Origin of the sequence: Myxococcus sp. MxC21-1, from assembly GCF_032612255.1 — a bacterium.
In the GTDB taxonomy this organism is placed as follows: domain Bacteria; phylum Myxococcota; class Myxococcia; order Myxococcales; family Myxococcaceae; genus Myxococcus; species Myxococcus virescens.
On sequence record NZ_CP123278.1, the window covers coordinates 1,496,914 to 1,521,713 of the forward strand.

A 24,800-nucleotide genomic window follows, 5' to 3' on the forward strand; every position below is an offset into this window, starting at 1 on the left:
GATGCATATGAACTATTGGGTTTTGAAGGCGGAGTCCGCGGATGGCGCGGTCATTGATGCATTGCCCAAGGGCAGTCCCGAAAATTGGAAAATGCACAAGGGGGAGCGGCTGGAGCGACAGTTTCCATTGGGGGGAAAGGTCTCCTTTTCAGACCATTTCCCCGATCGACGGAAGTTGTATGACTTCGTCCGAAACACGCTGGGCGTGCTGCTGGTCTCCTCCAGAGTGCATGAGATCCTGAAGGAAGCGCGCGTGGATAACGTCGAGTTTCTTCCGGTATCCATGTGTGATCATCAGTGGAATCCGGTGTCGCAGGACTACGGAATTCTCAATGTATTGGGATCTCAGGAGGTGATTGATATGGAGAAGTCCAAGTACAGGATGGACCGCATTACGAAGAAGGAGATTGCCCGTCTGAGCAGTCTGGTGGTGGCTCATGAACGGCTAGACCCCAATGCCGGGCTGTTTCGAGCTCGAAACATGATGGAACTCGTTCTGATGTCCGATCATGTCCATGAGGCTTTTCTAAGGGCCGGCTTGACGGGCTTCCGGGTGCATCCTGCTGAAGGTTTTAGCGACATGTTTGCATGAGTCACCCTGGTCAATGAACTACTGGGTATTGAGGGCTGAGTCGTCCGATGGAGCCATCGTTGATGCTTTGCCAAAGGACAGTCCGACCAATTGGAAGTTCAGCACGGGCGAGCCACTTGCCCGGGGCTTCCCTGCTGGGGGGAGGGTGTCGTTCTCGGACCACTTTCCGGACCGTCGTAAGCTCTATGACTTCGTGCGAAACACCGTGGGTGTTTTGCTGGTGTCGTCACGCGTGAAGCAGGTGTTGGACGACCTGCAGGTCGACAATATGGAGTTTCTTCCGATTGTCATGTGCGACCATCAATGGAATCCGGTGGTTGATGGCTATGGCATCCTGAATATCCTGGGCTCGCAAGAGGCCATTGATATGGAGAAGTCCATCTATGATACCAGTGCTCTCTCTCGGGAGATTAGCCATGTCAGCAATCTGGTGCTGACTCAGGGGAAGGTCGACCCGAAAGCGGATATCTTCCGGGCCCGGAACATGATGGAGCTCATCCTGATTTCGGACCGGACCAAGCAGGCATTCGAAGAGGCGGGGCTGACAGGCTTCAGGGCCCATCCCGCCGAAGGCTTCGACGACATGTTCGCCTGAATCTGGAGGAGGCAGCGTGGCAAAGCTTGCGGCACTGCGGGAGGACTCCGGGCGGGCCATTCTCCAGTTGATGCGTCAGGTCGAACCCACCGCGAGCCGAGATGCCCTCGTGCGGACCGTGGATGAACTCTGTGTCCACTTCCACGTCGTGGCCGTGGCCACCCTTCTCGTGGATGGCGACCCGCAGGGCTTCTTCCTGAACCTGTGCCGAGCCGCCGAGAACTGGAGGCGATTGCTCACGCATTGCCGCCTCAAGCAGTGGGCGCTCCCTGCTTCGCGACACATAGAGCCTCTGCTCGGTGCCGTCGCGGCTGGACACTGGAGTCTGGCGCGACAGGTCGCGGAGCTCTCCGAGACGCGGTGGCTTCCGGACGAGGAGTACCGCTCCGAGCACGCACGCGCCCAGCTCTTCCATTCGCTGGTCTCGCCCGGTACCAGGGACGTCGTCATCCCGAGGGTGGAGGCGTTGGAGGGACTGGGGCTCGAGACAGAGACGGACCGGGTTGCCTGTGCCCGAGCCCTGCTCGAGGGTGACGCAGACACCTTCTCCGAGGCGTTCAAGCACGCGGTGCTCGTGCATGGAGAGGACATCGAGAAGCGCGCGAAGCTCTTCACGACCCCCGTGACACGCTTCGCGCCGAAGCGAGCCATCTGGTTGGAGGGGCTCGCCTGGCTCAGGCTCACCGAGCGCGCGGACATCGCGAGCTTCGACGAGCACTTCCAATACTGCCCGCCGCTGGCCCGCACGCCCATGACGTCCCAGTACGCCGGGGACTGGGTCGTTTCGCTCGGTCCTTGAGCGCCGCGGTGCGTCCCCGCCCGTGGCGCCTCCAGAGTGGAGCGGCTACAGCTCCCGCGACTGCTCCACCTTGCGCTGCTGGTCGCGGACGGCCAGTTCCTTGGACAGGTAGGGCTTGAGCCTCTGGCTCGTGTACGTGAGCGTCAGACTGCGCGCCCCGGGCTCCTGGCTCCCGGTGAGCCGCAGCTCCGTTTCGGCTTCGGTCCAGGTGCTCCGCAGCAGGTATTCGTGAACCGCGAGGGCGGCGTCCGTCCTCGCGTTGGCCTCCATCTGCCGGCCGAAGTTGTCCACGGCGGGGCCACTGGGCTGCACGCCGGAGCGCCACGCGTGGTAGTTCGCCGAGGCCTCGGAGAGGTTGTTGGCCATCTGCGCCAGCGCCAGGCGCCCCTCCGCGTCGAGCGCCGAGTCCTCCCTGGACGCGGGCTTGCCGTACTTCATGGTGAGCAGCTCCGCCACCGCGTTGAAGTTGTCGCGGACGGCGCCCGGCGCGCGGAAGTGGAGGGTGACCTCGGCCAACTGTCCCTGGGCGAACACGTAGTAGGCGTCCGCGCGGCGGCCGACCACGACGTCGGCGACGTGCACGTCCCCCCAGGCATTGATGACCCGGGCGTGGAAGGGGAGCGCGGTCATGGCCTCGTCCTTCGTCATCCCCCAGCGCGTGTCTTGGAAGCCTGAGTTGCTGCGGTACTGCTCCCGGGCGCCCTCCTCGCGCTCGACGTCCGCCAGCCGGATGGCGTCGCGGCGTTCGAGCAGCGCCTGGTGCTTCGCGGACGTGCCGCACGCGGTGGTGGCGAGACACAGCGGCAGCAACAGGGCGGAACTCCATCGCATGGGCGGCTCCTCTGGCGGTGGCGTGGGGCCGTGACGGCCCGCCGCTTCCGATATTCAAAGGGGCCCGCGCCATTTCGAAAGCGCCGGGCGCTCAGGGGCCGGCCGCCGCGCCTTCCGTCCACTTCCCGCGCCGGGTGGGCTCCTTCATCGCTCGGGCGAGCGCCGTGAGGAAGCGCCTGCGGGGCCAGTTCTCCGCGCCGAAGCGGGCCAGGTGTTCAGTCTCCACCTGGCAGTCGATGAGCTGGAAGCCCCAGCCCTGGAAGCGCTTCGCCGCGGTGACGAAGGCCACCTTCGAGGCGTCCGGGGCCAGCGCGAACATGCTCTCTCCAAAGAAGGCCGCGCCCAGGGACACCCCGTACAGGCCGCCCTTCAGCTCGCCCTCCGCCCACGCCTCCACCGAGTGCGCGAAGCCCGCCTCGTGGAGCGTGACGTAGGCCTCCATCATCTCCTCGGTAATCCAGGTGCCCGTCTGTCCGGGCCGGGGCACCTGGCTGCATTCGGTGATGACGCGCCGGAAGGCGGTGTCGTAGCGCACCTCGTAGACGCCGCGGGCCATCGTCTTGCGCAGCGAGCGGCCCACGTGGAGCTTGTCCGGCGACAGCACGAAGCGCGGGTCTGGCGAGTGCCAGAGGATGGGGTCTCCCTCGCTGTACCAGGGGAAGATGCCGTGGGCGTAGGCGGCCAGCAGCCGCTCCGGACGCAAGTCACCGCCGACGGCGACGACGCCGCTCTTGTCGGCGCGCTCCGGGGGCGGGAAGAGCTCCGGGTGCTCGTCACTCAACAGGTAGATGGGCACGGCGTCCCACTCTACCGGGAGACGTTCAGCTTCACCTTGCCCGTGAGCGAATACGGCACGCGCAGCAGCGGGCCCGTCACCTCACCCGTCACCCCGTAGGGCAGCAGCCCCTTGGAGATGAGCGCCTTCACCTCGGGGCCCCAGGTGTCCTTCGTCACCGCCAGTTCAACCGGGTACACGCCCGTGGCGGACGCGTCCACGGTGTCCGCCTGTGCCAGCGTGCCGCTGTCCAGCGTCTTGCCGGCCACCGACGCCGTCCACGTCAGGCCCTCCAGGCGCAGCGGGAAGGGGTTGGGGTTGCGCACGCCCAGGCGGAGGTTGAGCTGGACCTCCTCATCCGAGTAGCGCGCCCCGTCCAACTCCTCCACCACCACCGTGGGCAGCCGGGGCACTCGCGCCGCGCGGCTGGCGGCGAAGGGAATCGTCTGCTCCTGGTCTCCCGAGCGCACGACGAGGGTGCCGCGCAGGGCGAGCAGCAGCGTGCCTCCCTGGGCGCTCAGCCGCGCCAGGTCGTCCTCGTTCTTCACGTAGGGCGCGCGCTCCTCGAAGGAGAGGTCCGTGGGCTCGCCGGGCGTCAGCGCCACGTCCAGCTTCGCGGTGCCCGTCTTCACCACCTGGCCATCGGCGACGAGCTCGTAGTCGGCGCGCTCCACCACCCCCTCCCCGGGGCTGGTTACCTGGGCCTCGAAGCGCAGGGTGGCGTCGGTGAGGCCCTGGGACGCGACGACGGTCCGTTGGGCGGTGAGGACGGCGGGACTGGAGGGCCGGGTGGGGGCGGAAGCACACCCCGCACAGAGGAGAAGCACCACGGCCAGACGGAACATGGGCGAGGGCAAGCGCATGACGCTAGACAATGTGGCCACGCCCTGGAGTCCTCTCAAGGGCTTTTCCGCTAGACTGTCCACCACCCGTGGCCCAACGCCGCCCCAACTTCAACAAGACGCTCCGCTCTCTCATCCGGGACATCGCGGCGAAGATGCCGGAGTTCGGGCATGTGAAGGCCGGCCGCATCCTCGTGGTGGCCGGTGAGGCCCGCCGCGCCTCCCGGGGCACCGTGAAGCCCCTGTGCTTCCGGGGTGGGAAGAGCACGGACCGCACCGGACGCCGCAAGCCCATCATCCGCATCCGGGGCAAGCGGATGCTGTACTGCGTCACCCTTCGGCCGCTCTTCTTCCGGGGGTCCACCGCGCAGGCCCGCGTGGAGACGGTGATTCACGAGCTCTTCCACCTGTCGCGCCGCTTCGACGGGACGCTGCACTCCGGCCGGCGCCATGCCGTGCTGGGGCGCAACTTCTCTCGCAAGCTCAAGCCGCTGGTGCGCCGCTACCTCAAGCTGTGCCCCCCGGAGCTGCTGGCCGCCATGGCCCACTCCGGCGAGGTGCGCATCCTTCAGTGGCTGGAACGGCCCGGTCCCGCCTACCACCCCGGCAGCCATCGCCGGGTGCGGAAGGTCTACACCGAGGAACAGCTCTACTCCGGTGTCGCTCGCATGGTGACGCCCAAGGTGCGTCTGGCTCGCGACACCTCCGCGCGCTCCAAGGTTCACTGAGCGGCGCGCTCCCGCACACCCTGATTCGCACTGGGGTGGTTTTTTCACCAGTCGCTTGACTTTGATAATCAGTATCAATATCGTCGCCGGCGTTTCGAGCCAGGAGCGGTGATGCGCGACGGTTGCCACGGTGAAGGCGGGGCGGAGGAGCTGCGTTGCATGTGCGGCAGCCTGCTGGCGCGGTTGGTGCCGGAGGGCGTGGAGCTCAAGTGCCGCCGCTGCCACCGGACGCAGGTGGTGCCCCTGGAGCGAACGCCGCCGGGAGGCGGTGGTGGTGCGCAGGTGAGCGGCGCCGTCCGCTGACGTGTGAGTCGGTCCCGGGCCGCGCAGGCCCGGTGCAGTGAGGTCTTTTCCTGAGGCCCGAGGCCATTGAGCCCAGCGCCCTACAGGGCCTTCCGCAAAAGGCCCCCGGCCTTGCGCCGGAGGACGCAGCATGGCGTGGCGTGGGTGTTTGCTCTTCGTGGCCTGTTCCGTGCCGTGGACGGCGTGGGGCGGTGGCAGTGAAGCGCCTTCCTCCGAGGTGGCTTCCAGCGAGGCTTCCACCGTAGAGGCTCCGCCCGATGCGCAGGTGGTCCAGGCCGAGGCGGGGCTGGAGCCCGCGTTAGACGCGGAGGCGCTGCCGGAAGCGCGCACGGTGGTGACGGCGTCGCGTTCGCCGGAGCGGCTCGAGGATTCGGCGGTGGCCACGGAGGTCATCACCCGCTCGGACATCCTGGCCAGCGGGGCGCGGGACGCGTCGGAGTTGCTCGCCGCGCACCCTGGGCTCCAGGTGGTCCAGACGTTCGCGGGCGCCACGGTGCAGCTGCAGGGCCTGTCGGCGGAGTACGTCCTGGTGCTGGTGGACGGTGAGCGCGTGGCCGGCCGGGTGGCCGGAAGCGTGGACCTGTCCCGCCTGTCCACCGAGGACATCGAACAGGTGGAAATCGTGAAGGGCCCCTCGTCAGTCCTCTACGGCAGCGACGCGGTGGCGGGCGTGGTGAACCTCATCACCCGTCGTGCCCGCCGTCCGCTGGGCGCCGAGCTGCGCGCCTCCTACGGCTCCATGCAGCGGCTGGAGCTGGACGCCACCGGCGAGGCGAAGGGTGAGAACTGGGGGCTGCGTCTGAGCGGCGGTCTGGCGCGGCGGGACGCGTACCTCCTGGACCCGACGAGCATCGGCACCACGGGCAGCAGCCTGGATGGCATCGACGCGTCCGCGGGCGGTGACTTGCGCGTCAGTGAGGGCACGGCGCTGCAGGCCAACGCCACCTATGCACGCCGGGTGCAGCGCGGCGTGGACGTGGGCGTGACGGGCGCCATCTTCGACCGCGCCAGTCGGGATGACTCGCTCTCCGTGCGCCTGTCTCCCCGGTGGACGCTGTCCAACAACGCCTCGCTGCGCGTGGATGGCGCCTATGCGTGGTTCAACCGGCGCTACCTGAGGGACCAGCGCCGCTCCAACGCGTTGGACACCATCGAGGACACGCGCGAGCAGCAGGGCCGGCTGGGCGCGCAACTGGACGCGAAGCTGGGGGACGCCCACGCCTTCGTGGCGGGCGCGGAGCTGCTCGGCGAATGGTTGCAGGCGGACCGGCTGGGCGAAGACGGCACCGGCCAGCGCGCCCGCGCGTCCATCTACGTGCAGGACAACTGGACCCTGGTGCCGCGCTTGAAGCTGACGCTGGTGCCGGGCGCGCGCGTGGACACGGACACGCAGTTCGGCACGGCGGTGACGCCCCGGCTGGCGGCGCGCATGGACCCGACATCCTGGCTCACGCTGCGCGGCAGCTACGGCTGGGCATTCCGGGCGCCGGGCTTCCAGGAGATGCTGCTCGACTTCGAGAACCCCAGCGTGGGCTACCGGGTGCACGGCAATCCGGACCTGCGTCCGGAGCGCTCGCGCAGCTTCAACCTGTCGGTGGAGGTGAAGCCCGCGGAGTCCTCGCTCCTGTGGGTGAGCGCCTTCCAGCACCGCCTTCAGGACATGATTGGCGTCTCCACGGAGATGGTCGGTCCGCAGCAGCTCTTCACCTACGTGAACATCGCGCGTGCGCGCGTGCGCGGAGGCGAGCTGGGCGTGCGTCAGCAGCTCCCTGGTCGCATCTCCGCGGAGCTGGGCTACACGCTCACCGACGGCCGTTCGGAGGAGACGGGCCTGGCGCTGGAAGGACAGGCGCGCCATCGCCTCACCGCGCAGGCCACCTGGCGTCACCGGACGTCGGGCCTGGAGGCCTGGGTGCGCGGCGCGCTCGTGGGGCCGCGTCCCTTCTATCCGGACACGGACGGTGACGGCATCGCCAACCCGTACGACGCCAAGCGCTACGTCACCGTGGATGCCCGGCTGGGCTGGCGCGTGCGCGAGGAACTCCAGTTCTTCGTGCTGGGCACCAACCTCGCGAACGCGGGCAACCCCACCGACCTCCCCATTCCCCCTCGCGCCATCCAGGCCGGCATCTCCGCCCGGCTCTGACGCTCCCTTCCACCTCTCACTCAAGGAGTCCCGATGTCCCGCTTCTCTCTCCGTTCCTCCTTCCTGGGCCGCGCCGCCGCCCTGCTGCTGGCCGGTTCCCTGTCCGCGTGCGGCGATGACCTCGAGCTGGCGCCAGAGAGCCAGCCGACGGATGGCTCCCACGTGAATCACGTGGCCAACGATGACGGCTCGTACACCACCACCGTGAACGCGACGAGCAGCGCGGACTGGATTGGCCTGGACCTGGACAAGGGCGCGCAGGTGAGCGCCTCCGAGGACACTGTCTGGGACCTGGCCTTCAACCGCTTCAACGTCCGCACCCGGGGCGGCGTGAGTGGTACCGGCAACGTGGCGGTGGCGGTGCTCCTCGAGACGGACTTCGCGGCGGTGACGCAGGCGCCGGCGGACGGCTACGTCGCGGACTCCGAGGACGGCCCGGACCGGGGCGAGGACCCGGACAGCGCCTTCCAGCAGGGCGACGGGTGGTACGCCTATGACATGACGACGCACGCACTCACGGCGCGTCGCAATGTGTACGTCGTCCGCTCCGACGCTGGTGACTACTTCAAGGTCGCCATGCAGTCCTATTACGACGATGCGGGCACGCCGGGGATGTTGTCGCTCCGCTGGGCGAAGGTGCCTGGCCCCGCCTCCAGCGGCAGCGCCGTGACGCAGCCGTCCTCGTACTGAGCATCCTTCCACTTCCAGGTGTCCAACATGAATCAGACCGCGAACTCTGATGTCGTTTCCGAGTCCACCCGTCTGCGCCAGCGCTGGCAGACCCTCCGCGAGGAGCAGCCTCGCACTCGTATCCGTGACGCCGCCGAGCAGTTGGGGGTGAGTGAAGCGCAGTTGCTCGCCACGGGACTTGGGGAGAGCGTCGTCCGGCTGGACCTCCGGCTGGATGCGCTCCTGCCTCGTTTCGAGTCGCTGGGGCGGGTGATGTCGCTCACTCGCAACGCGCATGCCGTGCACGAGAAGCGTGGCACCTGGCGCAACATCGAGCTGCACGGCAAGCAGGGGCTGGTGCTGGATGAGGAAATCGACCTGCGCCTGTTCTTCACGCGCTGGAGCTTCGGCTTCGCCATCCGCGAGCCGCACGGCGATGGCATCCGCCGCAGCCTCCAGTTCTTCGACGCGTCAGGGACGGCCGTCCACAAGCTCTACGTGGAGGAGGCCGGGCGCGAGGAGACGTTCGACACCCTGGTGAAGGAGTTCACCCACGCGGACCAGTCGCCGGTGCTCAGCATCGTCCCGGCCACACCCGCGGCGGAGCCCAAGCCCGACAGTGAGATTGACGCGGAGGGGCTGCGCTCCGGCTGGCGCGCGCTCCAGGACACGCATGAGTTCTTCATTCTGCTCAACCGCTTCAGCGTGGCGCGCACCCAGGCGCTCCGCCTGGCCGAGCCGGAGCTCACCACCCCGGTGGCGACGTCTTCGCTGACGTGGGTGCTGGAGAAGGCGTCCGCGACGGAGCTGCCCATCATGATTTTCGTGGGCAACCCCGGCTGCATCCAGATTCACACCGGCCCGGTGAAGAACGTGAAGCCGATGGGCCCGTGGATGAACGTGTTGGACGCGGACTTCAACCTCCACGTCCGCGCGGACCATGTCCACTCGGCGTGGGTCGTGCGCAAGCCCACGCGGGACGGCGTCGTCACGTCCCTGGAGCTGTTCAACGAGGCGGGGGAAAACATCGCGCTCATCTTCGGCAAGCGGAAGCCGGGGCAGCCCGAGTCGCCCGAGTGGCGCGCGCTGGCCGAGGAGCTGGCCAAGGCGCTGCCCGCGAGCGAGGTATCGCGATGAGCCGCGCGTCCGGGTTGTCGTGGGTCTTCATGGCGGTGGCCTCGCTCGCGCACGCGGCGGCGCCGGCGCCCGCGAAGCCTCAGGCGGCGGCCGCGGCCAAGGCCCCGGTCAACGCGGCGAAGCTGGTCACCGTCGGCCCCGCCATTTCCGAAACCGTCTTCGCGCTGGGCGCGGGCGGGCAGGTGGTGGGCGTGGACGACACCAGCCTGGCGTTGGAGGTCGCCCGGAAGTCGCCGAAGGTGGGCTACCAGCGGGCGCTGTCATCGGAGGCCATCGTCGCGCTGGGGACGTCGCAGTTGCTGGCGTCCGAGGAGGCGGCCCTCCGGGCGTGCTCGAGCAGCTCAAGACGGTGGGCGTGGACGTGGTGGTGCTGCCGAACAAGCACACCGTCGAAGCCACGCGCGAGCGCATCCGGACGCTCGCGCAGCGCCTGGGCAAGGTCGAGCAGGGTGAGGCCCTGGTCAAGCAGCTGGACGCGGACCTGCGCAAGGCGCGGGAGCGCACGGCGGCGCGCAAGGACGCGAAGCCGCCGCGGGTCCTCGCGCTGTACGCGCGCGGGGCCAACGTCCTCATGGTGGCGGGCGCAGGGACAGCGGCGGGCGAGCTCGTCACGCTGTCGGGCGGCGTGAATGCCATCGCCGGCTACTCGGGCCACAAGCCGCTGACGGCGGAGGCGGTGGTCGAAGCGGCGCCGGACTTCATCCTCATGCCGGCCAGCTCGTTGGAGCCGGTGGGTGGTGAGGAGGGCCTGTCGCGCACGCCCGGCCTGTCGCAGGTGCGCGGCTGGCGCCTCATCACCGTGGACGACGTCCACTTCATGGGGCTGGGGCCTCATCTGGGCAAGGCCGTGAGCCGCTTGCAGGATGGGTACACGTCCCCGGCTCGGGGCCGCAAATGAGTGCGTCGGAGATTGCGCCCGTCTCCGCCACCTACCGTACCCAGGAGCCCATCCAGCCAGCAGCCCCGCGTCCGTGGCTGCTGCTGACGGCGCTGCTGCTGGGCGTGGTGCTCCTGTCGCTCGCCGTGGGCGCGGTGCCGGTGCCCCTGCTGGCACTGGCGGGCAGTCTGCTGGAACAGGTGGGCCTGGACATCGGCCATAAGCTGGAGTCCGTGCAGCAGGCGGTGCTGCTGTCCATCCGCCTGCCGCGCGTGACGCTCGGCATCATGGTGGGCGCGGTGCTGGCCACCTGTGGTGCCGCGCTGCAGGCGTTGTTCCGCAACCCGCTGGTGGAGCCCGGCCTGCTGGGCACCTCCAGCGGCGCGGCGCTGGGGGCGGTGGCGGCCATCGTCATGGACGTGGCCCTCAGCGCCCACCTGGGCTCGCTGCGGATGCTCGCGGTGCCGGGCGCGGCCTTCCTGGGCGCGCTGGGCGCCACGCTGCTCGCGCACCGGCTGGGTGGGGGCGGCGGTCGCACGGAGACGGCGCGCATCCTCCTGGCGGGCGTGGCTGTCAGCGCGGGGGCGGGCGCGGGCATCGGCCTGCTCACGCAGATGGCCACCGACGCGCAGCTCCGCTCCATCACCTTCTGGACCTGGGGCAGCCTGGGCGGTGCGTCCTGGGACGTGGTGGGGGCCGCCACGTCGCCGCTGCTCATCGCCCTGGGCCTGCTGCTGCGTGAGGCGCGCACCCTCAACCTCCTGCTGCTGGGGGAGCGTGAGGCGTGGCACCTGGGCGTGGATGTCGAGCGCCTCAAGCGTCGGCTCATCCTCGCCGCGGCCTTGGGTGTGGGGGCCGCGGTGTCCGTCACCGGCGTCATCGCCTTCGTCGGCTTGCTGGTGCCCGCGCTGCTGCGGTTGGCGCTGGGACCGGACCACCGGCGGCTGCTCAGTGCATCCGCCTTGCTGGGGGCCTCGCTGCTGGTGGGCGCGGACCTGCTGGCTCGCACGGCGGCCATTCCCGCCGAGCTGCCCGTGGGCGCGCTCACGTCCGTGCTGGGCGTTCCCGTCTTCATCGGGCTGCTGTCGCGCAAGGGGGCCGCATGAGCCTGGAGGTTCGTGGCATCGAGGTGTGGCGTGGCCGTGGGCGGACGCTGGGGCCCATGGATTTGACGCTGGAGCCCGGTGAGGTGCTGGCCGTCGTGGGACCCAACGGCGCGGGCAAGTCCACGCTGCTGTCCGCCATGTCGGGCGAGCTGCGGTGCTCGACGGGCGAGGTGCTCCTGGACGGCATTCCCTTGTCGCGTTGGAAGCCGCGGGAGCGCGCCATGCGGCTGGGCGTGCTGCCCCAGGAGTCGTCGCTGGGCTTCGGCTTCACGGCGCTGGAGGTGGCGCTGCTAGGACGGAGTCCCCATTCGAGCCGCGCTGAGGGCAGCGCGGACCTGGCGGCGGCGGTGGCGGCGCTCGATGCCACCGACACGCGGCACCGGCTTCACGTTCGTATCTCACGCTGTCGGGGGGCGAGCGGCAGCGTGTGCAGCTGTCGCGGGTGCTGGCTCAGCTCTCCGAACCGTTGGCATCCGGACACCGTTACCTGCTGCTGGACGAGCCGACGGCGAGTCTGGACTGGCCCACCAGCACCTCGTGCTGGAGGCCGCGGCGCGCTTCGCCCAGGCGGGGGCGCGGTGCTGGCGGTGCTGCATGACCTCAATCTGGCCGCGAGATACGCGCACCGGATGGCCGTGCTCGCCGAGGGCCGGGTGGTTGAGCTGGGCGCACCGGCGCAGGTGCTCTCCCAGGAGTTGGTGGCCCGCGTCTTCGGTCTGCGCGTGCAGGTCGTCGAATGGCCGGGCTCGCCCGGTCCCCTGGTCATCCCGGAGGGCCGCGCGCCGCTGACTCCCTGAGCACGGATGGAGCCGTGCTCGCTGGATTCAGCTCCCCGCGGGAAACGCCCTGGGCGCCCGGTGCCCCTCCACACCGCGCGTGATGGCCCAGGGCCTTTCCCGTGGGGGGCGCCGTTTCCCCTCGCTGGCGGTAGACGGGCAGGGAAGCAGTGGCCTGCCCGGTGCTCCCACGTGTCGTGCCTCGTCACCCCGTCCCCGTTCGGCGGGCGCGGAGGTGCCACGCATTGCGTTTCGAAGCGGTGGTGTTGTGCCTGGGCATCCTCGTGCTGGCGTGCGGGCCGGAGCAGGACGGGCCGCAGTGTGAATCCGATGGAGCCCCAGCCTGTGCCCACGGGACCTGAATTGCCCGCCGTGCTCATGACGGGGGACGGCACGCCTACTGGCACTACGGACGAGGTGCCCTGACCGCAAGGGGGGCGGGTTCGAGGCTGGCAGGTCGCTGTTCGGAAATGTCGGGACTTTTGAGCCGGTCGGTCAAAACCCCCGACATTTCCGAACAGCGAGCTCGCGAACTGCCTCCAAGGGGGCGCTGCGCCCGCGCGGGGATTGGAGTAGTCACGGGCGAGGGTCGTCGTCGAGGAGCCGCATTGGAGACCGCTGCGCTGGTGCTGGTGTTGTCGTCCGCGTTCCTGCACGCGGCTTGGAACGCGCTGCTCAAGCGTCATCCCAATCCGGAAGTGGGCGTGGTGAGCGTCATCTCCGTGGTCATCCTGGCCAGTGGCATCTGGGCGCTGGGGATGCGTGGCCCCGCGTTCTCCAGCACGGAGGGGCTCGTTTGGGCGCTGTGGGCGGGCGTGTGTGAGAGCGTTTACCTCGCGGGGCTCGCGCGGTCGCTGCGTCAGGCGCCACTCGGGCTCGCGTACACGGTGTCTCGTGGCGGCGCGATGCTGCTCGTCTGGCCCGTGTCCGTGCTGTGGCTGGGGGAGGCGGTGTCCCCGTGGACGGTTTCGGGCGTGGCGCTGCTCTGCGTTGGGCTGGCGGTGATGAACCTGTCCCGTTCCTCGGGGTCCACGGGGACGGGCGTGGCGTGGGCGGCCCTGTCGGCGGTGGGCATCGCGGGCTACCACTTGAGCTACAAGATGGCGCTGGGGACGGGCGCGCAGCCTCCTGCGTTGTTCGCCACCGGCCTGCTCGTCGCGCTGCCCGTGCTCATCCTGGAGCGGGGCCGCCAGCAGGGGTGGGCTGCCTTCCGCCGGGAGGCTTTGCTCGCACCGGGCCTCGTTCTGACGGCGGGGCTCATCTCCGCGTTGTCGTTCGGCCTGCTGTTGACGGCGCTGGCGGGGGAGGCGCAGGCGTGGTGCTGACGCTTCGAAATACCTCCATCGCCTTCGCGCTGGTGCTCGCGGCGCTCCAGGGTGAGCGCCTGGGCCGACGGCAATTGTCGGGCGCCGCGCTCGTCGCCGTGGGCGCGTTGTTGCTCGGCGTGCCGGCATAGGTGGGCTCAACGCAGGACTGCGCGGACGCGATGCCCATGCGCTCATCTGTCCACGCTGATGTGGGCTCGCGCGCGGTCAGTTCATCTCGCGCGCAGGCCTTGCCGTGAGACGCCCCGCGAGGGCCTACGGCGTGGGCGTGCACATCCTTCCGCCCATCTCGCCGCATGCATTGCGGCGAGACGTCCCGCGAGCGGCCTATGGCGTGGGAGTGCACACCCTCTGCCCATCTCGCCGCATGCATTGCGGCGAGACGTTCCGCGAGCGGCCTACGGCTTGGGCGCGGACGCCGTCAGCCGCTTCAGCGCGTCTCTCGCATCCGGGTGGTCCGGCTGCAACTGCACGGCCATCTTGTAGGCGTCCTTTGCCTCGTCGATGCGCTTCGTCGCTTCCAGCAGTTGCCCGAGTGCGTTGTGCGGCTCGGCGAAGTTTGGGTCCGCCTGCACGGCGTTGCGGAAGGACTTCTCCGCGCCCTTCGTGTTGCCCTGCTGGTACAGCGTGTGGCCCATGTACAGCAGGCCCAGCGAGTGGCGCGGGTCCACCGACAGCACGGACGTCAGCACCTTCCTCGCCTTCGCGCCGTCGCCGCCACGCAGGTAGATGAAGCCCAGCTCCGCGCGAGCCTCCAACTGCGCCGGATCCTTCGCCACCACCGCCTCGAGCTCCGACACGGCCAGTTCCGGCCGCCCGCGTCGCGAGTGGACGATGCCCAGCCTCGCCAGCGCCGCGGTATCGGCCTCTTCGCCGTCCTTGGGCTTGAGCAGCCCCTCCGCCGCCACATAGTCGCCCATGGCCAGCAGCAGGTCCGCGAGCGCCAGCTTCGCGGCGCGATTGGTGGGGTCCTCGTCCAGGAGGGCCTTGTAGAGCGGCTGTGCTTTCGCGCCCACCCGCTTCTGCGCGTACACATCCGCGAGCGCCAGCCGGTTCTCCGGCGTGGGGGCGAGCTTCACGCCCTCTTCGTACTCGGCGATGGCGCCATCCAAGTCACCCTTGGCGCGCAGGGCCTCGCCATAGGCGGCGCGCGCGCTCGCGTCCTTCGGGAAGGCGCCCACGGCCGTCTTCAGGGTGGCCACCGCTTCGTCCGCCTTGCCCAGGCTGAGCCACGCGCGAGCAAGGCCCTGGTACGCCTCCGTCGTCTTCTTCCCGTCCTCGGCGCTCTTCTCGATGGCCGTCTTGAAGGCCTCCACGGCCTGCTTCTTCTTGCCCTGCGTCAGGTACAGGTGGCCCAGCTGCGTGTACGGCCCGCTGGACCGCTGCGGCTCCAACACCACGGCCTTTTCGAAGGCCTTCGTGGCCCGGGCGAAGTCACCGAGCTGGTAGTACGCCAACCCCAGGTTGAAGTGCGCCTCGGCGAACTTCGGGTCCGCGGCGATGGCCTTGAGGAAGGCGTCGGTGGCCTTGCGCGGGTCGCCCTTCTCGTTGAACGCCACGCCCATGTTGTTGTGCGCGCTGGCGTGCTTGGGGGCGGCGGCGAGCGTGCGCTGGTACTCGGCGATGGCGCCGTCCAGGTCGTTCTCCCGCATGAGGAGCACGCCGAGGTTGTAGTGCGCCTCGGTGTCACCCAGCTTCTGCCGGGTGGCCTCGCGCAGCGTTTCCTTGGCCTCGCCGTTGAGGCCCTTCTCCGCCAGGGCCTTGCCCAGATTCACGCGGGCCACGTTGAGCTTCGCGTCCAGCTTCAGCGCCTCACGGTAGGCCTCGATGGCGTCGTCCGTGCGGCTGGCGCGCTGCAGGGCCTCGCCCAGGTTGAAGCGCAGCTCCGCGTCCTGGGGGCCAGCTCCACCGCCACCGCGTACTGGCTGATGGCCACGTCGCGCTCGTCCAGCACGCGCGCCAGCAGGCCGCGCTCGGCCCGGAGCGTGGACTCCTCGGGGAAGGCGGCGATGGCCGTGTCCAGCACCGTGCGCGCCTGCTCCGGCTCACCGGACAGCCGCAGCGCGCGGGCCAGGGCCAGCTTCGGCGGAATGAGGTCCGGCTCCTGGGCCACCAGCTTCTTCAGGGGTGCCACGGCCTTCTTCGGCGTGTTGAGCGCGAGGAAGGCGGTGCCCAGGCGGTACAGGGCATCCGCGTCGTCGGGGGACTCGGCCAACCGCGCGCTCTCCACGGCGGCGGTGCGCTCGAGCGTGGCCGAGTCGGGCTCGGCGGCCTGCGCGGTGAGGAGCTGGAGCACCAGGAAGCTGGCAGTCTTCATTATAGGTTCTCCACGTAGGGACTCGCGCGCGCGTCGAAGGTCTTCTTCGCGAGCGCCGCCTTCTTCGCCTCCCACGCCTCCCGCGCCGTCTTCTCTTCCTTCTCGTCTCCAGCGAGCTCGGCGCGTTCCTCCTTCACCTCCGCCTTGCACTCGGAGACCTGCTCCTCGAACTCCTTCGGGTCCAGCCGTTCGCTGCCCTCGACCTTCGCCTTCCGGGCGGCCTGCAGCCGGGCCAGCTCGAACTCGGCGAAGGCGCAGCGCAGCGCCAGCCGCTCCACGTCCCGCAGGCCCACGCTGAGCCGCTGCCGGGCGCGCAGGTACTCGACGCGGGCCTCGGCCTCGGCGATGGCCAGCTTCGCCACCTCGCGAGACACCTCGTCCGACGCGCGGTCCACCTCATCCTCCGCGGCTTCCTGGCGGGAGCGGGCGCGGCGGATGTTGTCGCGGGCGCGGCCAATCTCGTTGTCGGCCTCGTCCACCCTGTCGATGGCGAGCGCGAGGTTGTTCTCCGCCTCCAGCAGCTCGATGCGCGCCTCGTACGGGAGCTTCTTCTCCATCGAGTCGGGCACGCGCAGGTTGTAGCTGGCGCCGCACGCGGAGAGCAGGGGGAGGGTGAGCAGGACAAAGCGCTTCATGGAACCGTCGCCTCGAAGCTTCCGAAGATGGTGCGCCCGGAATAGGTGTGGGTGCCGTTGACGAACGTGACGTGGAACTCGCCGGAGATGCGCTGGCCCTGCTGACTGGGGAGGGCCTTCACCTTCAGCCCACCCACCCGCAGCTCCGGGAAGGTCCGCGCCGGCTCATCCAGCACGTTGCGGCCAATGGCGCCGCGCTGGGCGCCGTTGGCCAGGACTTCCGCCAGGTTGACGTCCAGCGAGCCGGTGTAGCCCTCCGGGAGCATGTCCTGCACCCGGGCGCTGACCTTCAGCACCGTGTTGGTGCCCGTGCCCTGCTGGGTGACGAAGCTCACCGCCAGCTCACCTTCGGCCAGCTGCGCCTCCGCGCGGTCGTAGCGTAGGTCGAGCAGCGACGTCACGCTGCCCTCCAGCCGCCCGCCCTCGTCGCCACAAGCGCAGAGGATGGCGGTGAGCAGGACGCCGAGCCACGATGCACGCGAGGGCCTCACTTGCATGCCTTCCACCCGCCATCCACGTCGTTGCCGCCCAGCGAGGCCACGTCCTTGAGCACGGCCAGCTCGCGGCGTGCGCCGTCGACGTCACCGAAGCGGCAGCGCAGCGCGGCCAGGTTGAGGCGCGCCTTGCCGAAGGTGGGGTCGGAGTCCATGGCGCGGCCGTAGGCCTCGCGCGCGCCCATGGCGTCACCCATGTGGAGCAGCGCCAGACCCAGCGCGGAGTGCGCCGAGGCCCGCGTGTCCTGCAGCTCCGTGACGCGGCCCAGGGTGAGCTGCGCCATGCCGTACTGGCGCGCGTCCAGGTAGGCCAGACCCAGTGCCTCCAGCGCCTCCGCGTTGAGCGTGCGCTCGGCCTTCTTGCGCAGCTCCTCCAGCGACGCCGGCTGCGTGGGTGTGCCCGGCTGAGGCACCGGCAGCGCCGCCGTCTCCGTGCGAGCGCGGCAGCCCACCACCGCGGCGCTGAAGACCTCCAGGGATTCGGCGCGGGACAAGCAGGCCTTGAACGCTTCGTCGGAGCGCGCCTTCAGCGGCGTCACCTGCTCCTTCACCGCGGCCCGGAACTGCTGCGCCTCCGCGGCGGAGAGGCCCGCGGGAACGGCCGTGCCCTCCACCACGTCCGCGATGTGGCCGTATGCGAGCGCCAGCTTCCACAGCGAGGCCACCGCCCACTCGGCGTAGCCCAGCGACGCGGCCTGCGTGTAGATGCCCTCCATGCTCTGGAGCGCGGCGACCTTCTCCTCCACCTGGTCCGCCGGCAAGTCCTTGTAGCCGCGGTAGAGGATTTCGCCCAGGTACCACAGGCCCTTCGCCGCCTCCTCGGTGCCGCCGTTGGGGCCCTGCACCGCGGTGGTGAGGGTGGCGATGAGCGCGTCGGCGGGCGCGGTGGGCGCCGTGGTGGCCTGCACCTCGGCGAGTACCGCCGCCGCGGCGGCGCTGTGGCGGTCCAGCTTCAGCGCGGCCTCGGCCGCCGTCTTCGCGCGGGCGTAGTCCTTCTGCTTCAGCCGGGTCTCCGCCAGCATCACCAGGATGTCCGCCTTGCGCGCGCCAGCGATGTCGGCGGCGGCCTCCAGGTCACGCGCCGCCTCCTTGTGCTCGCCCAGCGCCATGCGCAGCCGCGCGCCGGCCAGCCAGCCGTCCACGGCGGCGAAGTCGCCACCCAGCTTCTGGCCCACCTGTTCGAACCAGCCCGCCGCCTCGCCGAACGCCGCGGCCTCCGCCGCGTGCCGGCCCAGCGTCAGCAGCACGTCCGACAGGTACTGGCTCTTCGGGTAGTCCTGCACCAGCTTCGTGCCCAGCTCGCGCTGGGCCTGCATGTCACGCTTCTCGCGCGCCGCGGTGAACGCGCCGTAGAGGGCCTTCTCGCCGATGTCGGAGTTCTTGTTCTCGTCGGCGACCTTCACCAGGCCCTGGATGACGTCGCCCGTCTCCTGGGCGCTCTGCAGGGCCAGCTCATCCAGCGCCTCGGCGCGGCTCTGCGTGAGAATCTTCTGCACGTCCGCGCGGAAGCTGGCCGGCAGCGGCGCGCCCAGCAGCTTCTTGCCTGTCTCATCCAGGCCCTTGAAGTCGTTGAGCTGCCGCAGGCTGTCCAGCGCCAGGTTGCCCGCGATGGGGGCTTCCTTGTGCAGCGGGTGGCTCAGCGCGAAGGCGGTGAACAGCTCCGCGGCCTTCGGGTACTCGCCGTCCTCGTAGTAGGCGCGGGCGATGTTGAACTTCACCACCAGGGAATTCTCACTGCGGGGGTAGCGCGACACGAAGTCGGCGCCCAGCAGCTTCATGGCCTGGCGCGCGTCCGCCACCTCGAAGGCGTTGCGCGTCTGCGCCTCCTCCGGCTTGAGCGTGGAGAAGTGCGCCAGCAGCGCGGCGTTGAGCGCCTCCTCCTCACCCTTCGCGTCCTTGGCCTTCGCCTGGTAGCGGGCCAGCTCCTCGAACTGGCGCGCGGCCTCGGGGTACGCGTTGGCGGAGAACAGCGCGTCCGCGCGGTTCTTCATCATCGTGCGCACGTGCTGCTCGGGCCGGAAGAGGCCCAGGTACGCCTGATAGGCCTCCGCCGCGCTCACGTAGAGCGCCTTGTCGTTCTTCTTCTGCGCCTCCACGTGGAGCAGGGTGGAGAGGTCGCGCGCCATCTCCTCCAGCTCCACGAGGTGCTTCTTGCGCTCGGCCTCCGCCAGCTCGGGGTCCGTCTTGCTCTGCACCGCGGCGCGCACGAGGATTCGCAGGTCCTCGGGGTCCGGCAGCACCTTGCCCTTGGAGGCCTTGATGGCGTCGTAGAGCTTCTGGCCGCGCTCCAGGTCCAGCTCCGGGTCGTGCTGAATCTCCATCAGCTTGCGCAGCGCGGGGATGGCCCACTCGTACTGCTGCTTGATGAAGTAGCGGTTGCCCAGCTTGTCCAGCGCGAGCGCGTACGTGGCGCGGCTGTCGCTGAGCTTCTCGAAGTAGTTGAGCGCGCCCTTGGGGGGCTTGGCCTCGGTGTAGCTGTACACGAGGTCCAGCAGGGCCTCGCGCTTGACGTTGAGCGCCTTCTTCACGTCCACGCCGGGCAGCGGCGCGCTGGCGGCCGCGGCCTCGAAGAAGGTGACGGCCTCCGCGTGCTTGGCCTGATTCACGCGAATCCAGCCCATCTTGTAGCGGGCCAGGTCGTGCACGGGCGAAGGCGGGGCCTCCAGGATGGCCTGGTAGTGCTTCTCCGCTTCACCCAGGTCGGCCTTGTCGAAGAAGTGGTCGCCCAGAATCTGCTCCGCCTCCAGGCGCAGCGGGCTGCCAGGGAACTTGCGCGTCAGGTCGCCGAGCGTCTTGAGCATCTCGTCGAACTGGCCCAGTTCTCGCTGCTCGTGCGCCAGGTAGAACGTCACCTGGTCGCCGTCCTTGAAGTCCGGATACTCGCGCAGCAGCCGGTAGTACATCTGTACGGCCTTCTGCTTCAGCAGCCGCGTCTCAGGGGACACGATGGCGCCGCTGGCCCCCTCCGGCCGCGACTCGGCCTGGAGGTAGTACACGTAGCGGCTCTTCTCCACGTAGAGCTCGGCCAGCCGGAACTGGAGGTCCGGCAGGTAGGGCGCGTTGCGGCTCTTGGAGATGAGGCGCTCCGTCTCGCCGATGGCGCGGTCCACCTTGAAGATGTCGCGCTTGAGCTTGGCGATGAGCTCGTCGCGCTCCTTGGCCTTGGAGACAATCGGGTTGATGCCCGGGCCGGGACGTCCAGCGCCACCCGGGGCGGCCGCGAGCATCGCGGCGGCAAGCAGGCCCGTTAGGTGGCCGGTCATGGCGTCTCCTCGATGCAGCGGCTGTCGATGCGGACCCGGTAGGAGCGCAGCTCGTCGTTCCAGTACTCGCCGTCGAAACGGTAGGCCGTTTGCGTGGGCGACAGAATCTGCTCGTCCTCCGGCGCGACAATCCGAGCGCCCTTCTTCACGCGCTCGTACAGCTTCAGGCCCACTTCGTACTCCATCAGGCGCACCTGCTCGGCGGCGCGCAGCAGCGTGTCCGCTTCCTGGCGGACGGCCTCGGCCAGCCGCGCGTCATGGACGCGGACCGCCTCGGCGCGGGACAAGTCATAGAGCTTCGTCAGGTGCGAGAAGAGCCGGTCGCCGAAGCTGCCGGCGTAGCGGCCCAGCCGCTCGCCCTCCAACTCCAACGTCTCCAGGAAGCGCGCGGCGCGCTGGGTGCTTCCACGGGCGTTGGCGGCGCGGCGCAGGCGCACGTCCTGGGTGAGGTCCTCGCGGTTGCGCACCGCCTCCAGCGAGTCCGCGAAGCGCCGCGTCAGCTCCTTGGCGGCGCGCTTGGCCGGCAGGTAGTGGCACAAGTCGCGGTAGATGAGCGCGCGCAGCAGGTACTTGTCCGGCAGGAACTCGTCGCGGAAGGACGGCGCGTCCAGCGTGGTGAGGATGCCCAGCGACGCGCGCAGCTCGCCCAGCTTGTAGCGGGTCCACGCTTCCTCCAGGTAGAGGCTGGCGCGGCCCGGGTCCAGCTCGGGCAGCTTCACGCGGTCATACGCCTCCAGCGCGCCCTGGAAGTCCTTGCGCTCGTAGCGCAGGCGCGCCACCGCCAGCGCCGCCTCGTTGCGCGCCTCGCGGGTGAGCTTCTCGTCCTCGGACAGCGCCAGGAAGTCGGAGATGATTTCGTCCGACGGCTCCTTCACCTGCTTCAGCCGGGTGACGAGCAGCGCGAACTTCGCGCGGCTGGCCTCGGGGCTCGTCTCCGCCAGCTTGGCGAAGTGGGTGTTGGCCCAGCGCTCGTTGCCTACGCGCAGGTCCACCAGACCCTGCTGATAGTGCGCATACGCGCCCGTGTCTTCCGGGAGGAAGCCCAGGTCCAGCGCGCCGAACACCTGCTCGTCAATCATCACCTCGTCGTGCGGCCGGTCCGTCAGCGCCTTGAGTGTGTCCAGGGCGCGCGGCAACACGTTGGGGTTGGAGCGCTCGCGGGCGATGCGGGCCAGATACGAGGCGCCCGCGTGCGTCAGCCCCAGGTCGATGAGGCTGCGCGCGAGGAAGTACTGGCCCCAGGCGTAGTTCTCGTCCGTCTTGGGTGTGGCCTGAAGCCAGGCGTGGAGCGGCCCGGCGGCGTCGCGCGGCTTGCCGTCGAAGTAGTCCTTGAGCGCCTTGTCGAAGACGCCCGGGTCCACCTTCTGTGGCGCGGGCGGCGGGGCTTCCGCGCCCGCCGTTGGGGCGTTCGCGGTGGACTTGCCGGCGTCGGGCGCGTCGGCCTTGGCGTCACCGGGGGCCTTGGCTCCCGCCGGAGGTGTGCCCTGGGTGGGCGCGGCCGCGGGGGCGGTGGACGTGGGCTGCGCGGCGGCCGGAGACTGCGCGTCGGCGGGCGCTGGAGACACGAGGAGCGCGGCGCTGGTGAGCGCGGCGATGAGCGAGCGGGAGGTCATTCCGTGGCGCCGAAGTTGAACGCGGTTCCGAGCTGGATGAGGGGCACCTGGATGACGCGCGTGGCGCCCGTGAAGACGGTGTTGTTCGTCACGTCCAGGCGCAGCGACAGCGTCTTGCCCGTGAAGAGGCGCAGGCCGAGCCCCACGTTGACGGCGGGCCGGAAGCCGCCGTCGCGGTCGAGCTTCACCACCGTGCCGCCGCCCAGCAGGAAGGCCTCGATGTGCAGCACCGACTCATTGAGGAAGGCCATCTTCCCGTAGAGCGGGCTCCAGATGAGGTCCGAGCCCACCATCCACTGCACCTGGTCCTGGAAGGCCGCGGCGTTGGGGGACGTGTTGAAGTCGCGCTCGAGCTGGCGGCGCAGGCTCGTCTGGAGGTTGTAGCTGTACGTGCCGCGCCCGACCTGCCACGCGAAGGTGTCAGTGAAGTGGTACGTGTATCCGACGGTGCCCACCAGGCCCTTGTAATAGGCGTTGGCCGGCAGCACGCCGACGCCGAGCAGCAGCTCGTGGTGCATCCGGAATCGCCGCTCCTGGATGGCGGACACTGCGCCGGGATTCTCCAGCGCCTCGGCCTGCGCGCGGACGAGTCCGGGCGTCAGCAGCAAGAGGATGAGCAGGGCGTATCGCACGGTGGGGGCTTCCTGGGGGAGGACGGGAACGGACGCGCGGACTGAGGCCACGTCAGTAGCCGACCGAGTTGAAGAGGAACGGATAGGTGATGATGACGACGCCACCCTTGGGGGAAGGGAACGTCCACGACTTCAGCTTGGAGAGGATGCAGGACTCGACGGAGGCATTGCGCAGCGTGGAGGACTTCGTCTTGGCGGCCACCACGCGGCCGTTCGCGCCGATGGTCCACTCCAGCACCACCTTGCCCGCAAGGCCCGGGTCCTTGAGCAGCGCGCGCTCGTAGCAGCCGTGCACCTCGTGCAGGTTGCTGTTGATGACGCGCGCCACCGCCTCGCGGTCCACCGTGCCCTGCGTGGAGGCGATGCTGCGGGCCGTGGCGCGGGTGACGGTGCCGCCCACCTTGCCCTTGCCCACGCCGCCCGCGCCCAGCGCGCCGATGCCGCCGCCGCCCTTGCCGCGCAGCAGCTCCGCGCCCAGCGTGGCGCCGCCGCCCTTGCCGCCGCCGCCGAGCCCGAAGGTGCCCAGGCCCGCGTTGGCGATGGGGGCCTTCCCGATGAGGCCGGACAGCTTGTAGTTGGAGTTCTTCGCGTTCTTGCTGCCGGGGCCACTGCCGAGCTTGTCCACGGCGGCGAGCAAATCGTTGGTGGCGGGGCCCGCGGCGGACAGCTTGGCCAGCGCCTTGAGCGCCTTGTTCTGCGGCGGCGTGGCGGCGGCCACCGCTTTCTCGGGCTGCTTCGGCGGCGGTGGCGTCTTCTCCGCCGGCTTGGGCGGGGCCTTCTCCGCCACCTTCTCCTTGGTGGGCTTCTTCACCTTCTCCTGGAGGGCCTCCAGCTTCTTCTTCACCTCTTCCTTCTTCTTCGGCTCGGGCGCGATGAGGCGCAGCGCCACGGGCGGAAGGCTCTTGTGCTGGAAGTCCGCCACCTCCGGCTGGTCTGGCTTCATGACCAGGAACGCGGCCATGGCGGAGGCGAAGAGGCCCAGGCACGTCAGCGTCAGCCAGGGCAGGCCCTTGAGCGGGTTGACGAAGACGCGCGCGGGCTTGGGCGCGGCGTAGGCCACCAGGGACATCTGTCCCTGCGTCAGGCGCGCGGCGGTGCCCTCGCGCAGCGTGAGGAAGCGGCGGCTGCCGTCGGACTCCAGGGCCGCGCCGGTGACGGGGGTGAAGCGGCCATCACCGCCGCTCTTCTCCACGTCGGTGCCCGGCGGCACGAAGAGGCGGAAGGCGTTGTTGAGCGGCTCGGCCAGCGTGAAGGGCGCGCCCTCCGGCAGCGTGAAACCCCACAGGGGCATGGCCCCCTCGAGGTCCAGCGAGGCCTGCACCGGCTTCTTCTTGTCCGGCGCGAAGCGGCGCGCGTCGCGGCGGATGGCGCCCCAGTACAGCTCCAGGTAGAGCTGTGCTGCGCCCTTGCCGGGCGCGATGCGCGGCGCATGCGTGGGCCGCGCCAGCGTGCGCTGCTCCTGCAGCAGCGGCCCCGTGGGCTCCGGGAGCGGATCGAGGGCGAGGTCCGCCATCAGCTCGTCCGCGAACTGCAGGCCCGTGTTGGTCGCGGGGGCCGGCTCCGGCGCGGCCCGGCGGCGGGCCGAGGGGACGGTGCTCGCCGGGACGCCCGCGGGAGCCTGCTTCGCTCCAGGAACGGGGATGACGGCGGGCTGCGCCTGCGGGAGTCCATGCGCGTGGCCGCCAGCGGCGTGGACGGCGGCCTGCTGCGTCACGGGCGGAACCACGGCCACCGCGGGCACGGGCTGCGCGGGCGTGGGGTAGGCCAGTTGCGTCGCCACGTGAACGGGAGGAACCGCGGCCACCTGCTGCGGCACGCGCGCGGCGGGCATGGTGGCGGTGGACACGGGCGGGACCGCCGTGGCCGGGCGGAGCTGCCGCGCGGGCGCGGCGGAGGGAGGCGGGGCCGCGGGCGCGGCGACCTGCGGTGGCGCCGCGAACGGCGTGGGCGCCTGGGCCGCGCCGAGCAGCGCGGCGACCTCGGGCGGCGGCTGCGGCTTGGCCTCCTGCGGCTTCTGAGACAGCACGCGCGTCTTCAGGATGAAGGGGCCACAGAGGACCTCATCCACCGGCCGGATTTCACAGGCGGAGACGCGGTGGCCATTGACGAAGAGCCCCGTGCTGGAGCTCGCGTCCTGCACCGCCGCGCGGCCGTTCTGGAAGTAGAGCAGCGCGTGTCGCGGCTCCACGGACGGGTCATCCAGGCGCAGGTCGGAGGATGGATCCGAGCCGAGCGCATAGGTGCCCGGGACGAACACCTCGGTGCCCACGAGGAGACCGTCGCGGAGGATGACGACTTGCAGGACGCTGGGCTGGCCGCTCAACGGTGACGCTCCATTCAAGGGC

Annotated in this window: 22 protein-coding genes and 2 pseudogenes; 13 read left to right on the plus strand and 11 right to left on the minus strand. The window is 69.9% G+C overall.

Features of this window, described 5'->3' with window-relative positions; translation table 11 throughout:
* Position 1: 1 nt before the first annotated feature.
* From QEG98_RS07110 to QEG98_RS07120, 3 genes are read left to right on the plus strand one after another with little or no spacing between them, the layout of a single operon-like run.
* Positions 2-592, plus strand: a complete 591-nt coding sequence (locus QEG98_RS07110) for an imm11 family protein (protein WP_316566177.1) — start codon at positions 2-4, stop codon at positions 590-592.
* Between the two features lie 13 nt (positions 593-605).
* Entirely contained in the window at positions 606-1,187 is a 582-nt protein-coding gene (locus tag QEG98_RS07115) for an imm11 family protein (RefSeq protein ID WP_316566178.1), read from the plus strand.
* Positions 1,188-1,203: 16 nt separating this feature from the next.
* Positions 1,204-1,986, plus strand: coding sequence for a hypothetical protein (locus QEG98_RS07120; RefSeq protein ID WP_316566179.1), 783 nt, complete (start codon positions 1,204-1,206; stop codon positions 1,984-1,986).
* Between the two features lie 45 nt (positions 1,987-2,031).
* Here the strand turns inward: QEG98_RS07120 and QEG98_RS07125 are convergent, their stop codons facing one another.
* From QEG98_RS07125 to QEG98_RS07135, 3 genes are all read right to left on the minus strand, one after another.
* Complete coding sequence (locus QEG98_RS07125) at positions 2,032-2,817, minus strand: hypothetical protein (RefSeq protein WP_316566180.1); 786 nt, start codon at positions 2,815-2,817, stop codon at positions 2,032-2,034.
* 91 nt (positions 2,818-2,908) lie between these two features.
* Positions 2,909-3,613, minus strand: a complete 705-nt coding sequence (gene aat, locus QEG98_RS07130; protein ID WP_316566181.1) for a leucyl/phenylalanyl-tRNA--protein transferase — start codon at positions 3,611-3,613, stop codon at positions 2,909-2,911.
* 11 nt (positions 3,614-3,624) lie between these two features.
* Positions 3,625-4,455 carry an LEA type 2 family protein gene (locus tag QEG98_RS07135; RefSeq protein WP_410477975.1) on the minus strand — a complete coding sequence of 277 codons (831 nt, stop codon included), beginning with the start codon at positions 4,453-4,455 and terminating at the stop codon, positions 3,625-3,627.
* Positions 4,456-4,523: 68 nt separating this feature from the next.
* On the opposite strand from QEG98_RS07135, the gene QEG98_RS07140 reads away from it, so the two are divergent.
* The 10 genes and pseudogenes from QEG98_RS07140 to QEG98_RS07185 all read left to right on the plus strand — a co-directional run bounded on the left by QEG98_RS07140 (position 4,524) and on the right by QEG98_RS07185 (position 13,632).
* Positions 4,524-5,162, plus strand: a complete 639-nt coding sequence (locus QEG98_RS07140; RefSeq protein WP_090484710.1) for a hypothetical protein — start codon at positions 4,524-4,526, stop codon at positions 5,160-5,162.
* Between the two features lie 111 nt (positions 5,163-5,273).
* A complete protein-coding gene (locus QEG98_RS07145) occupies positions 5,274-5,465 on the plus strand; it encodes a hypothetical protein (protein ID WP_194858393.1) in 192 nt (63 codons plus the stop codon).
* A gap of 130 nt (positions 5,466-5,595) precedes the next feature.
* A complete protein-coding gene (locus tag QEG98_RS07150) occupies positions 5,596-7,611 on the plus strand; it encodes a TonB-dependent receptor (protein ID WP_316566182.1) in 2,016 nt (671 codons plus the stop codon).
* A gap of 33 nt (positions 7,612-7,644) precedes the next feature.
* Complete coding sequence (locus tag QEG98_RS07155; protein ID WP_316566183.1) at positions 7,645-8,301, plus strand: HmuY family protein; 657 nt, start codon at positions 7,645-7,647, stop codon at positions 8,299-8,301.
* A gap of 27 nt (positions 8,302-8,328) precedes the next feature.
* Positions 8,329-9,417: a hemin-degrading factor gene (locus QEG98_RS07160; RefSeq protein ID WP_316566184.1), complete on the plus strand. Its 1,089-nt coding sequence runs from the start codon at positions 8,329-8,331 to the stop codon at positions 9,415-9,417.
* A pseudogene (locus QEG98_RS07165) lies at positions 9,414-10,315 on the plus strand (hemin ABC transporter substrate-binding protein). Before QEG98_RS07160 ends, QEG98_RS07165 begins: the two are co-directional and overlap by 4 nt.
* Positions 10,312-11,400, plus strand: a complete 1,089-nt coding sequence (locus QEG98_RS07170) for an iron ABC transporter permease (RefSeq protein WP_316566185.1) — start codon at positions 10,312-10,314, stop codon at positions 11,398-11,400. The pseudogene QEG98_RS07165 and the gene QEG98_RS07170 overlap by 4 nt, the downstream one beginning before the upstream one ends.
* Positions 11,397-12,197: pseudogene (locus QEG98_RS07175) on the plus strand (heme ABC transporter ATP-binding protein). The gene QEG98_RS07170 and the pseudogene QEG98_RS07175 overlap by 4 nt, the downstream one beginning before the upstream one ends.
* A 587-nt stretch (positions 12,198-12,784) precedes the next feature.
* The gene (locus QEG98_RS07180) at positions 12,785-13,501 is read left to right on the plus strand and encodes a permease (RefSeq protein ID WP_316566186.1); all 717 of its coding nucleotides are present in this window, start codon (positions 12,785-12,787) and stop codon (positions 13,499-13,501) included.
* Positions 13,492-13,632, plus strand: a complete 141-nt coding sequence (locus QEG98_RS07185; RefSeq protein ID WP_316566187.1) for a hypothetical protein — start codon at positions 13,492-13,494, stop codon at positions 13,630-13,632. The genes QEG98_RS07180 and QEG98_RS07185 overlap by 10 nt, the downstream gene beginning before the upstream one ends.
* Before the next feature lie 267 nt (positions 13,633-13,899).
* On the opposite strand, the gene QEG98_RS07190 is transcribed toward QEG98_RS07185, so the two are convergent.
* From QEG98_RS07190 to QEG98_RS07225, 8 genes are read right to left on the minus strand one after another with little or no spacing between them, the layout of a single operon-like run.
* The gene (locus tag QEG98_RS07190; RefSeq protein WP_316567844.1) at positions 13,900-15,384 is read right to left on the minus strand and encodes a tetratricopeptide repeat protein; all 1,485 of its coding nucleotides are present in this window, start codon (positions 15,382-15,384) and stop codon (positions 13,900-13,902) included.
* Positions 15,306-15,818, minus strand: a complete 513-nt coding sequence (locus tag QEG98_RS07195) for a tetratricopeptide repeat protein (RefSeq protein WP_316566188.1) — start codon at positions 15,816-15,818, stop codon at positions 15,306-15,308. The genes QEG98_RS07190 and QEG98_RS07195 overlap by 79 nt, the downstream gene beginning before the upstream one ends.
* Positions 15,818-16,453 carry a hypothetical protein gene (locus tag QEG98_RS07200; protein ID WP_316566189.1) on the minus strand — a complete coding sequence of 212 codons (636 nt, stop codon included), beginning with the start codon at positions 16,451-16,453 and terminating at the stop codon, positions 15,818-15,820. The genes QEG98_RS07195 and QEG98_RS07200 overlap by 1 nt, the downstream gene beginning before the upstream one ends.
* Positions 16,450-16,959, minus strand: a complete 510-nt coding sequence (locus tag QEG98_RS07205) for a hypothetical protein (RefSeq protein ID WP_011551443.1) — start codon at positions 16,957-16,959, stop codon at positions 16,450-16,452. The genes QEG98_RS07200 and QEG98_RS07205 overlap by 4 nt, the downstream gene beginning before the upstream one ends.
* Complete coding sequence (locus QEG98_RS07210; RefSeq protein ID WP_316566190.1) at positions 16,941-20,210, minus strand: tetratricopeptide repeat protein; 3,270 nt, start codon at positions 20,208-20,210, stop codon at positions 16,941-16,943. Before QEG98_RS07210 ends, QEG98_RS07205 begins: the two co-directional genes overlap by 19 nt.
* On the minus strand, positions 20,207-21,823 hold the full coding sequence (locus tag QEG98_RS07215; RefSeq protein WP_316566191.1) for a hypothetical protein: 1,617 nt from the start codon (positions 21,821-21,823) through the stop codon (positions 20,207-20,209). The genes QEG98_RS07210 and QEG98_RS07215 overlap by 4 nt, the downstream gene beginning before the upstream one ends.
* Positions 21,820-22,455: an outer membrane beta-barrel domain-containing protein gene (locus QEG98_RS07220; RefSeq protein WP_141590363.1), complete on the minus strand. Its 636-nt coding sequence runs from the start codon at positions 22,453-22,455 to the stop codon at positions 21,820-21,822. The genes QEG98_RS07215 and QEG98_RS07220 overlap by 4 nt, the downstream gene beginning before the upstream one ends.
* A 52-nt stretch (positions 22,456-22,507) precedes the next feature.
* Positions 22,508-24,778: an AgmX/PglI C-terminal domain-containing protein gene (locus QEG98_RS07225; RefSeq protein WP_316566192.1), complete on the minus strand. Its 2,271-nt coding sequence runs from the start codon at positions 24,776-24,778 to the stop codon at positions 22,508-22,510.
* Positions 24,779-24,800 lie beyond the last annotated feature (22 nt).

Coding starts and splice junctions, on each gene's coding strand:
- QEG98_RS07110 (WP_316566177.1), top strand. CDS start 2: ATGCATATGAACTATTGGGTTTTGAAGGCGGAGTCCGCGGATGGCGCG.
- QEG98_RS07115 (WP_316566178.1), top strand. CDS start 606: ATGAACTACTGGGTATTGAGGGCTGAGTCGTCCGATGGAGCCATCGTT.
- QEG98_RS07125 (WP_316566180.1), bottom strand. CDS start 2,817: ATGCGATGGAGTTCCGCCCTGTTGCTGCCGCTGTGTCTCGCCACCACC.
- QEG98_RS07135 (WP_410477975.1), bottom strand. CDS start 4,455: ATGCGCTTGCCCTCGCCCATGTTCCGTCTGGCCGTGGTGCTTCTCCTC.
- QEG98_RS07145 (WP_194858393.1), top strand. CDS start 5,274: ATGCGCGACGGTTGCCACGGTGAAGGCGGGGCGGAGGAGCTGCGTTGC.
- QEG98_RS07150 (WP_316566182.1), top strand. CDS start 5,596: ATGGCGTGGCGTGGGTGTTTGCTCTTCGTGGCCTGTTCCGTGCCGTGG.
- QEG98_RS07155 (WP_316566183.1), top strand. CDS start 7,645: ATGTCCCGCTTCTCTCTCCGTTCCTCCTTCCTGGGCCGCGCCGCCGCC.
- QEG98_RS07160 (WP_316566184.1), top strand. CDS start 8,329: ATGAATCAGACCGCGAACTCTGATGTCGTTTCCGAGTCCACCCGTCTG.
- QEG98_RS07170 (WP_316566185.1), top strand. CDS start 10,312: ATGAGTGCGTCGGAGATTGCGCCCGTCTCCGCCACCTACCGTACCCAG.
- QEG98_RS07195 (WP_316566188.1), bottom strand. CDS start 15,818: ATGAAGACTGCCAGCTTCCTGGTGCTCCAGCTCCTCACCGCGCAGGCC.
- QEG98_RS07200 (WP_316566189.1), bottom strand. CDS start 16,453: ATGAAGCGCTTTGTCCTGCTCACCCTCCCCCTGCTCTCCGCGTGCGGC.
- QEG98_RS07210 (WP_316566190.1), bottom strand. CDS start 20,210: ATGACCGGCCACCTAACGGGCCTGCTTGCCGCCGCGATGCTCGCGGCC.
- QEG98_RS07215 (WP_316566191.1), bottom strand. CDS start 21,823: ATGACCTCCCGCTCGCTCATCGCCGCGCTCACCAGCGCCGCGCTCCTC.